Annotated in this window: 9 protein-coding genes, 1 tRNA gene and 1 other RNA gene; 4 read left to right on the top strand and 7 right to left on the bottom strand. The window is 32.9% G+C overall.

Features of this window, described 5'->3' with window-relative positions; translation table 11 throughout:
• Positions 1-130: 130 nt before the first annotated feature.
• Positions 131-207 (bottom strand) — tRNA-Arg (locus HGD80_RS00380).
• Between the two features lie 331 nt (positions 208-538).
• Between HGD80_RS00380 and ffs the strand changes: the two genes are divergently transcribed.
• From ffs to rsmG, 4 genes are all read left to right on the top strand, one after another.
• Positions 539-630: signal recognition particle sRNA small type (gene ffs / locus HGD80_RS00375), an RNA gene on the top strand.
• A gap of 168 nt (positions 631-798) precedes the next feature.
• A complete protein-coding gene (locus HGD80_RS00370; protein ID WP_219474995.1) occupies positions 799-1,503 on the top strand; it encodes a hypothetical protein in 705 nt (234 codons plus the stop codon).
• Between the two features lie 48 nt (positions 1,504-1,551).
• On the top strand, positions 1,552-3,405 hold the full coding sequence (mnmG, locus tag HGD80_RS00365) for a tRNA uridine-5-carboxymethylaminomethyl(34) synthesis enzyme MnmG (RefSeq protein ID WP_219474993.1): 1,854 nt from the start codon (positions 1,552-1,554) through the stop codon (positions 3,403-3,405).
• A complete protein-coding gene (rsmG, locus tag HGD80_RS00360; RefSeq protein WP_219474990.1) occupies positions 3,392-4,030 on the top strand; it encodes a 16S rRNA (guanine(527)-N(7))-methyltransferase RsmG in 639 nt (212 codons plus the stop codon). The genes mnmG and rsmG overlap by 14 nt, the downstream gene beginning before the upstream one ends.
• Before the next feature lie 47 nt (positions 4,031-4,077).
• Here the strand turns inward: rsmG and HGD80_RS00355 are convergent, their stop codons facing one another.
• From HGD80_RS00355 to rpoC, 6 genes are all read right to left on the bottom strand, one after another.
• Positions 4,078-4,866, bottom strand: coding sequence for a Bax inhibitor-1/YccA family protein (locus tag HGD80_RS00355; protein ID WP_219474988.1), 789 nt, complete (start codon positions 4,864-4,866; stop codon positions 4,078-4,080).
• A gap of 450 nt (positions 4,867-5,316) precedes the next feature.
• A complete protein-coding gene (tuf, locus tag HGD80_RS00350) occupies positions 5,317-6,501 on the bottom strand; it encodes an elongation factor Tu (RefSeq protein WP_219474986.1) in 1,185 nt (394 codons plus the stop codon).
• 130 nt (positions 6,502-6,631) lie between these two features.
• A complete protein-coding gene (gene fusA / locus HGD80_RS00345) occupies positions 6,632-8,698 on the bottom strand; it encodes an elongation factor G (RefSeq protein WP_219474981.1) in 2,067 nt (688 codons plus the stop codon).
• A gap of 24 nt (positions 8,699-8,722) precedes the next feature.
• Positions 8,723-9,193 (bottom strand): 30S ribosomal protein S7, encoded by a 471-nt coding sequence (rpsG, locus tag HGD80_RS00340; RefSeq protein WP_219474978.1) that lies wholly within the window; start codon positions 9,191-9,193, stop codon positions 8,723-8,725.
• Positions 9,194-9,281: 88 nt separating this feature from the next.
• Positions 9,282-9,701 (bottom strand): 30S ribosomal protein S12, encoded by a 420-nt coding sequence (rpsL, locus tag HGD80_RS00335; RefSeq protein WP_219474975.1) that lies wholly within the window; start codon positions 9,699-9,701, stop codon positions 9,282-9,284.
• Between the two features lie 21 nt (positions 9,702-9,722).
• A complete protein-coding gene (gene rpoC / locus HGD80_RS00330; protein ID WP_219474973.1) occupies positions 9,723-13,784 on the bottom strand; it encodes a DNA-directed RNA polymerase subunit beta' in 4,062 nt (1,353 codons plus the stop codon).
• Between the last annotated feature and the right edge of the window lie 2 nt (positions 13,785-13,786).

Here is a 13,786-nt window from a genome sequence, read left to right as displayed (position 1 = left end):
AATAACATACATAAAATAAAAAATTGTGAAAATGTTTGGGACAAAAAAAATAAATATTAAAAATAAATATAAATGCCTAAGTGCTAAATTACTAAATTAAGGGAAATGGTGCAAAAAATAAAAGATAAACTGGCGTTTGAGAAGGGATTCGAACCCCCGACCGACGGCTTAGAAGGCCGTTGCTCTATCCAGCTGAGCTACTCAAACAAACATACAACAAATATTATACTATAAAATCATTGTTTTGGACAAAAAAAAGCAATTAAAGTAGTGAAGATAGTTTCTTTATTTGAAACCTCAAAGAAAAAACGATCCAAAAGTCATTAAATATCTATTAAATAAAAAAAGTTTGCACAAATACATAAAAAAAGTATATAATAATAATGTTAATTTTTAATTTCTAAATAATTTCTAAATTAAAACAAAAAATACAAAATTTTTTAAAAATGTTTTCAAGAAAAAAATAATTTACAAATCACAAAAAAACATTAACGAAAGACAAGTATTTTTATCCAACAAAACTAAGGTAGCCTTTTCAAACCTTATCATTCAACAATAAGAAACGAATTTGGTCAGGTCTTGATTGAAGCAGCCATAAGTTATTTTTATTGTGTGGAAGATAGGGTTTGAAAAGGTTATTTTTAATATAAAAGACCCAAAAAACAATTTTTAAAACAACAATTCAATGCATAAAATTAAAAAAACAAAAAAATAAATTTTTATTAATGAATTTTGGCAAAAAAACTTTCGAAAAATAACAATTTCACAACTAAAAAATAAACGAAAAGGAGCAATCATATGAATTTTTCATTTTTTCAAAAAGAAAAAGAATTTAAATTATTAACTAATATTTACAACTCTTTAAAAGGAGAACCATTTTTAACCCAAGAAACAACATTAAAAGGAAAAGAAACCAAAGTAGAATTTTATTATTTGGATCAAAGCAAATATTATAGTACTCTTTTTCAATCACGCCAATTTGCTGTTTGGACTGCTGATAAAGGAGTGTGCCGCCTTTTGGTTGAAAAAAAATATTACGAAGAATTTGGAGCTTTTTATCAAAAAGATATAAACGATATGTGGCTATATTTTATATGGCAGATTTTCCAAAAAGAAGCTACTTTAATCAAAAAAATAAAATTGTTATTTATGGAAGTTTTAGTGCCTATTTTATTAAATTCTTTTTTTCTTAGTGGACAATTTTCTGTTTGGTTAAGAATTCCTGCTTTTGTTGTATTGATATCTTCTTGTTTTTCTATGAATTATTGGATGAAAAACCAACAAAAAAAATTACACATATTTAGAGATAAAAAATTACAAGAAACATTGGACAAAATCAAAGAAAAATTAGGAATAGAACTTTACGAATCATTAAAAGAAAAACAAAAACAATTCAATCCAACTTTTGTTGAACCCAAATCCGACCAAAATCCCAATGAAGACACCCCCAAAAACAAAGACAACACAATAGACGAAATAAACGAATTTAAATTAAACAAATGATAAATAAATGATTATAAAACCCAAAAAACAATCAAGAAAGGTACTCAAATGATCTACGATAGCATTGTTATTGGAGCAGGACATGCAGGTGTTGAAGCTGCTTTAATATTGGCAAAAAAACATAATACTTTACTCATTACAGGCTCCTTAAAACAAGTTGCTTCCTTACCTTGCAATCCTTCTATCGGAGGTCCTGCCAAAGGTGTTGTAGTACGTGAAATAGATGCTTTAGGTGGCGTTATGGCAAAAGCTGCAGATCTTGCACAAATTCATATCAAAATGCTTAACTCTTCCAAAGGTCCTGCAGTAAGAGCTTTGAGAGCTCAAATTGATAAATTAGAATATCCTCAAATTATTTTAGAAATATTACAAAAAACCCTCAATTTAACTCTATTGGAAGGGCTCGTAAACAATCTAGTCATCCAAAACAACCAAGTTCAAGGAGTCTGTCTTATTGATGGAACAAAAATTAATGCCAAAACTGTCATTATCACTACAGGAACTTATTTAGCAAGCCAAATTTTAATTGGAGATACCAAAAAATCCTCGGGACCTAATGGCGTTCCTACAACTTACGGTATCAGCACTCAATTAAAAGAATTAGGTTTTGAAGTTATTCGTTTAAAAACAGGCACACCACCAAGAGTTAAAAAAAACAGCATTGATTATAGCCAAACCAAAATACAAATGGGAGATAATTTAGAACAAATATTTAGTTTTGTTCCCCAAACAAATCAAAGACCCCAAGAACCATGTTTTTTAACTCACACCAACCAAACCACCCACCAAGTTATCCAAAAACATTTAAACCAATCAGCTATGTATGGAGGTTATGTTGAAGGCACAGGCCCTCGTTATTGCCCTTCTATCGAAGATAAAGTAGTAAGATTTTGTGATAAAAACAGTCATCAAATTTTTATTGAACCAGAAAGCCTATCTTTGGATGAAATGTATCTACAAGGACTTTCTACCAGCATGCCTCAAAACGTTCAACACGAAATCCTTAAAACTATTCCAGGATTACAAAACGCCCAAATCACTAAATATGCTTATGCTATCGAATACGATGCTTTTAATCCCAACCAACTCAAACACAGTTTAGAGACTAAAAAAATCCAAAATCTCTTTTTAGCAGGACAAATGAACGGCACCAGCGGTTATGAAGAAGCTGCTTGTCAAGGGCTTATGGCAGGAATTAATGCTTCTTTAAAACTCCAAAATAAACCTCCTTTTGTATTAAAAAGAAATGAAGCCTATATTGGTGTTTTGATCGATGATTTAATCACTAAGGGCGCCAAAGAACCGTACCGTCTTTTGACATCACGCGCGGAATTTCGTTTATTATTAAGACACGACAATGCCGATTTGCGCCTCAAAGATTACGGATATCAACTAGGTTTGATTGATGAAAAAGATTATAACAATTTTCAAAACAAAAAAGCTAAAATCAACCTTTTATTAGAAAAAAGCAAAAATTATGAAATTTTAGTTAATTCAGATAATCTATCTTATTTAAAACAACAAAAATCAGCTAGTCTTGGAGAAAAAACCACATTAGCACAACTACTAAAAAGACCAGAATTAAATTTTTGCACTTTACAACATTTTTTACAGGAAAAAGCAGATAAAACCATTTATGAACAAGTAGAAATACAAATCAAATACGAAGGTTATATTGCTAAAGCCCAAAAAGAAGCTCAAAAATTAGCAAGGTTAGAACAAAAAAAAATTCCTAGCAAAATCAATTACGCAGATATTAAAAATTTATCAAAAGAAGCTCAAGAAAAACTTGATTTAATCAAACCCCAAACTTTAGGACAAGCAACAAGAATATTAGGAGTTAATCAAGTTGATATTTCGATTTTATTAGTTTATTTGGAAAAACATCATGCTTTACTTTGAATCATTAAAAGACAAATTTGCATTCAACGAAAAGCAATTAAACAAGTTTGTTTTTTACTATGAATTTTTAAAACAAGAAAACCAAAAAATGAACCTTACTTCTCTAATATCTTTATCTGATGTTTGCTATAAACATTTTTATGATTCTTTAATTTTAAAAGAAATATTTAACTTTAATACTGTAACTAATCTTTGTGATGTTGGCTCGGGTGCTGGCTTTCCTAGCTTTCCTTTAAAAATTCTTTTTCCTCATTTAAAAATTGTAATCATTGAATCATCTTTAAAAAAAATCAATTTCTTAAAACAATTAGCAAGCCATTTGGAATTAGATAATATATGTTTTTTTCACCAAAGAGTAGAACAATATGACATAGCCCAAAATGGCAGTTATGATTGTGTTGTTGCTCGCGCTTTGGCTAGATTGGAACTTATCTTAAAATGGTGTGTTCCTTTAGTGAAAAAAAAGGGTTATTTTATTGCTATGAAAGGTAAAAACTTTCAACAAGAATTAGAAGCTAGCAAAAAGATAATTAAGCAAATAAGAGTTAAATTAGTTAGTGCAAAAACATTGGAATTACCAATGCAATTAGGAACAAGAACTAATTTATTATTCCAAACCGAATAAAAAAGGTAATATAATAAAAAAAAGATCACGAATATTCGTGATCTTTTTTATTTTCTTTCTTGACCAAATAACCTTAGCAAAATTAACATTATTCTTAAAAAAATTTCAATTAAAGTTGTTGCAAAAGCCAAAGAAACTTGCCATTCATATTTTTTAGGCATTCCTTGTTTAATCATTTGTTCGGTGTAATCAAAATGAAGTGCTAAAAACATAGATACAAATCCTAACATAATTAAACTAATAGGAAGAGTTAAAAAGCTATTGTAAATAATATTTTCAATTGTCCAAATGCCGCATAAAGACAACACTAAACGAACTATATAAGAAACCACCAAAGCAAAAGAACAATATAGCATAATTTGTCTAAATCTATTTGTTACTTTTATAAAACCTTTATAATAAGCATGGGACATTGCAACAAAGACGATAAAGGTTGCAAAAATAGCCATAAAGGCAATTTCAACTAAATTGGCATAAGCTAAATTTAGAACAACAAAAATAATTGATAAAATTATTCCTTCTATAAAAGAATAAATTAATCCACAAGCTTTAGAAATTTCAACTTGTTTTAATCCTGCAGAATAAATGCCATAATTTAAAAAACCTAACGCAATCATGGAAAAATAAATTGCATGAATATTTAGATTTTTTAATATCACGGGTTTTAGAATTGGGTAAAAAAACATTGAAGTGATTGCTGTAACACATAAAAGCAAAATTGTTTTTAAAGCAATTCCTTTACGAGTAGCAATATTATTATAAGTAGTTGTTTCAAATAAAGAAAGAAAGTTATTTTTAATTTGGGTAAACGAATTATTTACTTTATTGGATTCCATCTAAACCACCTTTTTAAATTTTTTTTTATTATTAAAATTAAATTTATTTTATTATTCTTATTATTTAAAAAAATATTTACATCTTTTTTAACTTGCTTAATAAACAAGCACATATATATTTTACCTTTTTTTAAAATTAATTGGAAGATATTTTGCTTTTTTATTGCAAAAAATGACAAAAAGTGGTATTTTTTTGGTTAGTGTTGTGAAATTTGATAATAAATAGCGTTTTTTTTGGCACACAACTAATTTTTTTATAAGTGTTTAAAATGTCATTATTGCCAAATTTGCATCTTTTAGTTGAGTTGGGTTAGATTTGTGGAGTTTTAAAAAGCGATAAAAAGGCAAAAGGGCAAAAAGGGGCAAAATACAAAATAAAAAATAGTTAAAAAAGATAAAACCCACATTATGTGGGTTTTATTTATTAATAAGGTTGGGTATAATGAATTTTTAGTTAAGAAGTTTGGAAACCGATCCTGCACCAACTGTTTTTCCACCTTCACGAATAGAAAATTTAGTTCCTTCTTCGATAGCAATTGGGTTGTTAAGGGTAACTACTAATTCAGTGTTGTCACCTGGCATTACCATTTTAACATCACCTTGTAATTCAACTACTCCTGTAATATCTGTAGTACGGAAATAGAATTGAGGACGGTATTGAGAGAAAAAGGCAGTGTGACGTCCTCCTTCTTCTTTAGTTAAAACATAAACTTGAGCAACAAATTTAGAATGAGGCTTAACAGAACCTGGTTTAGCTAAAACTTGTCCACGTTGTACGTCTTCACGGTTAATTCCACGTAATAAAGCTCCAACGTTGTCTCCTGCTTGAGCAAAATCTAGGTCTTTTTTAAACATTTCTACTGCAGTTACAATAGTTTTTCTAGTTTCTTTAAGTCCTACGATTTCTACTTCATCACCAGCTTTTACTTGACCTCTTTCTACTCTACCAGTAACAACAGTTCCTCTACCAGTAATAGTGAAAACATCTTCTACAGGCATTAAGAAAGGTTTGTTAACTTCGCGCACCGGGTCTTCAATGTAGGTGTCTAGAGTTTCGATTAATTCGTTTACTTGAGCAACGTAATGAGCGTCACCTTCTAAAGCTTTTAATGCAGATCCTCTAATAACAGGAATGTCGTCTCCTGGGAAATCGTATTGAGATAATAATTCACGAACTTCCATTTCTACTAATTCTAAAATTTGTTCGTCTGGGGAAAGATCACATTTATTTAAGAAAACAACAATTTTTGGAACACCAACTTGGCGCGCTAATAAAATGTGTTCTCTAGTTTGAGGCATAACACTATCTGCACCAGAAACAACTAAAATAGCAGCATCCATTTGAGCAGCACCAGTAATCATGTTTTTAACATAATCGGCGTGTCCAGGACAGTCAACGTGAGCATAGTGACGTTTTTCTGTTTCATATTCTACGTGTGAAGTTTTAATAGTGATTCCACGTTCTCTTTCTTCAGGAGCATTATCAATTTGATCATAAGTTCTACTTTTAGCCAAGCCACGAGTAGACAAAACTTGGGTAATAGCTGCTGTAAGAGTAGTTTTACCGTGGTCTACGTGTCCAATAGTACCTACATTTAAATGCGGTTTGTTTCGTATAAATTTTTCATTAGCCATTTTTCAAAGGCCTCCTTTTATTATGTTTTAAGGTTTGTTTTAATAAATATATTTACCATTTAAATTTTAACTTATTTTTGGCTTTTCACAACTATTTTGTTAATAAAAATGTTTTTTAGTGTAAGGTTGTCTAAGCTCGTTTTTTAATAATTTCTTCAGTGATGCTTTTAGGAGCTTTTTCATATTTAGCAAATTGCATAATAAAAGTAGCTCTTCCTTGAGTATTGGAACGCAAAACAGTAGCATATCCAAACATTTCAGAAAGGGGAACAAACGCTCTAATAGCAACAGCGTTGGCGCGTGATTCTTGGTTTTCTAATCTACCTCTTCTAGAAGTTAGATCACCAATAACATTTCCTACATAATCGTTGGGAGTAACTACTTCAACGTCCATAATAGGTTCTAAAATGACTGGGTTCCCTTTGGTTTTGGTTTCTTTTAATGCCATGGAAGCAGCAATTTTAAAAGCCATTTCGGAAGAATCGACATCATGGTAAGAGCCATCAAATAAAGTTGCTTTAACATCAATAATTTGATATCCAGCTAAAATACCACCAGCAAGAGCTTCTTGAATTCCTTTTTGAACTGCAGGAACGTATTCACGAGGAACTACACCACCTACAATTTTATTAACGAATTCAAAACCTTTTCCAGGATTTGGTTCAAAACGCATCCACACATGTCCGTATTGTCCACGACCACCTGATTGACGAATGAATTTTCCTTCTGTCTCAGTTTCTTGGGTGATTGTTTCGCGGTATGCTACTTGAGGTTCTGTAACATTTGCTTGTACTTTGAATTCTCTTTTAAGACGTTCAATAATGATATCTAAATGAAGTTCACCCATTCCAGCAATAATAGTTTGCCCGGTTTCATGATTGGAAAAAACCTTAAATGTAGGGTCTTCTTCAGCTAATTTTGCAAGGGCAATCCCCATTTTATCTTGGTCAGCTTTAGTTTTTGGTTCTACTGCAATTTCAATTACTGGTTCTGGGAAATTCATTGATTCTAAGACGATGGTTTGTCCTTCTGATGCTAAAGTGTCTCCTGTAGTAGTTGCTTTTAATCCTACAACTGCTAAAATATCGCCTGTGTAGGCTTCTTTTACTTCTGCACGAGAATTAGCATGCATTTGTAATAACCGTCCAAAACGTTCTTTGGTTCCTTTAGTAGTGTTAGTTACGTAAGAACCAGCTTTAACTGAACCTGAATAGATACGGAAAAAGGTTAATTTTCCTACATAAGGATCGGTCATCACTTTGAAAGCTAGAGCTATGAAGGGTTCTTCATCTAATCCGGTGCGCACAATTTCTTGGTTGTCAGAATCAAAACCAACAATAGCTGCAACATCACAAGGAGCAGGAAGGTAGTCAACAATAGCGTCTAACATTTTAACAACACCCTTATTTTTGAAAGAAGAACCGCAAAGAACTGGGAAAAAGGAAGCTTGTAAGGTTGCTTTTCTAATGGAATTTTTCAACATTTCAGAAGAGATTGGTTTTTCTTCTAAATAATACATCATTAATTCTTCGTCTAGGGTAGATAAAGTTTCTATTAATTCGTTTCTTTTAGTTTGGGTAATTGATTCTAAATCGCTAGGAATAGGAACTACTTTTCCTGTTTCTGGGGAAGTGTTATCATATTCAAAAGCATTCATTTCTACTAAATCAATGATACCATTAAAGTCATTTTCTGAGCCAATTGGCCATTGAATAGCGCTTGCATGAACTCCTAAGCGTTGTTTAAGGGTTTCAATTGCATAAGCAAAATCAGCGCCTACTTTATCCATTTTGTTAACAAAAATAACTCTTGGGACTTTATATTCACTAGCTTGGCGCCAAACAGTTTCAGTTTGTGGTTCTACTCCTGCCTGAGCATCAATAACTGTTACTGCTCCATCCAAAACTCTAAGAGAGCGCGAAACTTCCACCGTAAAATCAACGTGTCCGGGAGTGTCAATAATATTGATACGGTGGTTTTTCCAAAAAGCAGTAGTAGCAGCAGAGGTGATAGTGATTCCTCTTTCTTGTTCTTGTTCCATCCAATCCATCTGAGAAGCGCCATCATGGGTTTCTCCGATTTTATGAATTTTTCCGGTGTGGAACAAAATTCTTTCTGTAGTGGTGGTTTTTCCTGCATCAATATGAGCAATAATGCCAATATTACGAGTTTTTTCTAATGAAAACTGACGTGCCATCTTTTATTCTCCTATAAGTTACAATCACCAACGATAATGAGCAAAGGCTTTATTAGCTTCTGCCATGCGATGCGTTTCTTCTCTTTTTTTAACTAATACTCCGTTACCTAAAGAAGCATCTACTATTTCTTTGGCAAGTCTTTCTTCCATTGTTTTTTCATTGCTTTCTTTAGTGTATTTAACAATCCATCTTAATCCTAAAGACTGGCGTCTTTCGGGACGAACTTCGGAAGGCACTTGGTAATTTTGACCACCCACACGACGCGTGCGTACTTCTAATACAGGCATAATATTGTTTAGGGCTTCATGAAAAACTTCAATAGGCTCGCGGTTAGTGATAGTTTTTACTTTTTTTAAAGCTTGATAAAAAATAGTTTGAGCTTTGCCTTTTTTGCCGTCTTCCATAATGATGTTAATGATTTTAGTAACTAATTTAGAATTGTAAATAGGATCTGGCTGTACATCTCTTTTTTTAATATGACCTTTACGGGACACAAAAATTCACCTACTTTCTTTATTTTATTTATTTTTTTGGGGATTTGTGATTTTTTTATTATTTATTTTTTATTCTTTGTAATTGTAATTATTTTTTTTCTTTAGGTAATTTAGAGCCGTACTTAGAACGCCCTTGTTTACGGTTAGCAACACCAGTAGCATCTAGAGCACCACGAACGATATGATAACGCACACCAGGAAGGTCTTTTACGCGTCCGCCACGAACTAAAACAGAGCTATGTTCTTGTAAGGAGTGTCCAACGCCTGGAATGTAGGCAGTTACTTCAGAACCATTACTTAGGCGCACTCTTGCAAATTTACGTAAAGCTGAGTTTGGTTTTTTTGGAGTCATGGTAGTTACACGCAGACAAACACCCATTTTTTGAGGAGAACTGTAATGTTTAGCTTTTTTTTGCAAAACATTAAAACCGCAACTTAGAGCAGGTGATTTAGTTTTGGAAGTTTTACTGCTACGACGTTTTTTGATTAATTGAGAAACAGTAGACATTTTTTATTTCCTTTCTTTTTTTTAATTTTGTTTAGTTTTTTCAGCAAGTTCAGAAGTGGTTGCAGGTTCTTTTGGATATTTAAATAAAGTAGTTTCTAAAATACCTGTTCCTGCAGGAATTAAGCCACCAATAATAACATTTTCTTTAAGTCCGTAAAGATGGTCGGTTTTTCCTTTGATGGCAGCATCGATTAGAATTTTAGTAGTTTCTTGGAAAGATGCAGCTGACAGTAAAGAATCACTTCTTAAAGAAGAACGCGTAATTCCTAAAATAATGGGGCGCCCCACTGCTAAAAGTTTGTTTTCTTCTAACATTTTTAAATTAGCTTTTTTAAAGTTGTTAATAGTAATTTCTGTGCCAGGTAAAAGTTGAGTATCACCTTCATCAATAATTAAAATTTGTTTAAACATTTGGTGAATAATAATTTCGATGTGTTTGTCGCTGATATAAACATTTTGGGCACGATAAACTTTTTGTACTTCTTCTAAGATGTATTTTTGAGCCTCTGTTGTGCCTGCCACTCTTAAAAGTTCTTTTAGATCAACCGAACCAGAAGTTAGTTTTTGACCGGGATAAACACTGTTGTTTTTGCTTACTAAAATATCGACATTAGGTTCCAAAATATAACGGTGCTCTGTGTCAGGGTCATTTTCTTCTGTGATTACAATTTCTGGATTTTGGGAACGGATTTTATCAATTTTTTTGATTTTTCCTTTTAATTCGCTGATTAGCGCTTTTCCTTTAGGTTTGCGTACTTCAAATAATTCTTCGATCCTTGGAAGACCTTGAGTAATATCTGAGGCAGAAGCAACTCCTCCAGTATGGAAAGTTCTCATAGTTAATTGAGTTCCTGGTTCCCCAATGGATTGAGCAGCAATAACACCAACAGCTTCGCCAATTTCTACTAATTTATTGGTAGCTAGATTGACGCCGTAGTCTTTGGCGCAAATACCATATTCACAATTACAAGTTAAAATGCTTCTAATAGGAACTTTTTTAATTTTGGCAGTAATAATTTCTTGGGCTTTGGACTCAGTAATTAATTCATTGCGCGCTATAATAAGGGCGTTGGTTTTGGGATGACAAATGTCGCAGCTAGCAAAGCGTCCCATAATGCGTTGTTTGAGGGAAACAATTTCTTTGCCGTCGCTAAGCATAGCTTCTACAACAAAACCGCGGTCACTATTGCAGTCTTCTTTGATAACAACAATATCTTGAGTTACGTCAACTAAACGACGCGTTAGATAACCTGACTCGGCTGTTTTGAGGGCAGTGTCAGTTGAACCTTTACGGGCTCCGTGAGTAGAGATGAAAAACTCAGAAACTTTCAGACCTTCTCGGAAAGAAGCTTTAACAGGGACTTCAATAATTTCACCTTTAGGGTTATTCATTAACCCTCTCATCCCTGCTAATTGAGTAAAGTTAGAAACACTACCACGTGCGCCACTTTCGCTCATCATAAAAATGTGGTTGTCTTGTTGAAATTCTTTCATCAAACCTTCTTGAATTTCATCACGAATAGTTTTCCATTCGTTAATTACTAAACGACGACGTTCGGCATCTGTTAAAAAACCATCGTTGTACCAAGTCTCAATTTGAATATTGCGGGCTTCTACTTCTTGTAACAATTCTTGTTTATTGGAGTAAGTATTGATGTCTGCAAATGAAACTGTAATTCCTGCGATAGTAGAATACTTGAAACCTAAGTTTTTGATGTGATCTAGCATTTTGGAAGTTTCTGTAATTTTCATTTGTTTGAAAAAACATGCAATAATCATAGATAGGAATTTTTTGTTAAAAGGTTTAGGGGTGGGAAGTTTTTTTAGGAATTGTTTGGGGTTGGTTCCTGGAGCTAAAAAATAAGCATCAGGGGTTTTGACATCCAAATTAAACTGAGTTGGTTCGTTAATGTAGGGGAAACTTGGAGGCAAAATGTCATTAAAAATTAATTTTCCTAAAGTAGTCATTAAATATTTTTGACGTTGTTCTTCGGTAAATGATAAATTAATTGCTTGTGGTTTGATAAAAATTCTTGTGTGAAGGTGGATTTCTTTATTTTGATAAGCGGTTTTGGCTTCGTTGATGTCAGCAAAAAAAGCTCCTTCATTGCGATGTTTGTATTGTTGTTCTGCAGTTCTTTGGGCAGCATCATAGCTGTTTATAGTTCGATCTTTTTTTTCTTCAATGGTTAAATAGTAGTTTCCTAAAACCATATCTTGGGAAGGTGTTACTACTGGATTACCATTTTTAGGGTCTAAAATGTTGTTCGAAACAAGCATCAATAAGCGTGCTTCGGCTTGGGCTTCTAAAGAAAGAGGGACATAAATTGCCATCTGGTCGCCATCAAAATCGGCATTAAAGGCAGGCGTAACTAAAGGGTGGAGGCGAATGGCTTTACCGTCAATTAATTTAGGATCAAAAGCTTGAATTCCTAAACGGTGTAGTGTTGGGGCGCGGTTTAAAAGGACCGGGTGTTCTTTGACTACTTCTTCTAAGGCGTTCCAAACTTCTTCATTCATTTTTTCATAAATGGTGTTGGCGTTTTTTTTGTCAATTCCTTTGGTTTCTTGTAGTTTTTTCAAAATGAAAGGTTTGAACAAAATAATTGCCATTTCACGAGGCACACCGCATTGGTGCATTTCTAAATCAGGACCTACAATAATTACGGATCGTCCCGAATAATCCACTCTTTTACCTAAAAGATTTTGACGGAAACGCCCTTGTTTACCGCGTAGCATTTCGGATAAAGATTTAAGCGGGCGATTTTTTTCGACGTTGTTAACGTTTTTTTTGCTAGTTTTGGCATTATCAAATAAAGCATCAACTGCTTCTTGTAGCATTCTTTTTTCATTTTTAATGATTAAACGAGGAGCTTTTTGGAGCATTTGTTTTTTTAAACGATTGTTGCGATTAAGGATGTGGCGGTAAAGATCGTTGACTTCAGTAGTGGCAAAACGACCACCATCTAAAGGAACCATCGGTCTTAATCCCGGAGGCAATACAGGAATAACATCCATTACCATCCATTCAGGTTTGTTGTCTGATTGATGAAAAGATTCGATGATTTCTAGTCTTTTAATAATGCTTTCTCTTTTTTGTTTGGAATTTTCCGATAAAGATTTGCGAAGGACTTTGATAGTTTTTTCTAAATTGAGATTTTCTAGTAATTTTTTAACCGCTTCGGCACCTGTTAAAGCTACAAAAGCGTTTCCAAATTCATAAAGAGCTTCACTGTATTGGGTTTCTGTAATAATTTCTTTAGGTTTGAATTCGGTTTTTCCAGGATCAATTACAACGTAAGAAACATAATAAACTATTTCTTCTAATTGTTTAGTTTTGATGTTTAAAAGAATAGCTAAACGGCTGGGAGAAGAGTTAAGGTACCAAGTGTGGACGATGGGGGTTTGTAATTCGATGTGTCCCATTCTTTCACGACGCACTTTGGTTTCGGTAAATTCAACTCCACATTTGTTACAAAATTGACTTTTGATGCTGACTTGTTTTTTAGAACAAGCACATTGGAAATCAACTACTGGACCAAAAATCTTTTGACAAAATAATCCTGATATCTCTGGTTTATAGGTGCGATAGTTAATTGTTTCGTAGCTAGTAACCTCACCATAAGACCACTGTCTGATTTCTTCAGGAGCAGCTAGACGGATTTTAAAATAATCATAATCTCTACTACCGTATTCTTTGTCAGATGAAATAGAAGGGAAGTGATTGTATAACTTAAATAGGTCGTTTAATTTTTGAAAAGCAAGGGGATTGGTTTCAAAGGCTTTTGTAAGGACAGCCATTTTAGTTTGTAAAAGATCTTGAAAATCTTCCATTCCTAGTTCAGTAAGAATGTTAATAACGGCTTCACTCAAATCTAGATTTTGTAAATTGCGAGGTAGGGCGAAGTTTTTGAGGATAGGTAAAACTTCTAAAAAAGCTTCTTGCAGTAAAAGCCTTAACTCTTCTAAAGTAAAAGTGTTAAAATCTTCCAAAGTATTGATTCCAGAAAGTTTTAATTTTTCTAAAACTGGAGATGAAAGATTTAAAGTTTCTACTGAAGTAAATAATCTGTTATCGCTCATCT

Source organism: Paulownia witches'-broom phytoplasma, assembly GCF_019396865.1.
GTDB lineage: Bacteria > Bacillota_I > Bacilli_A > Acholeplasmatales > Acholeplasmataceae > Phytoplasma > Phytoplasma asteris.
This window is presented reverse-complemented; position numbering and strand designations above follow the sequence as displayed.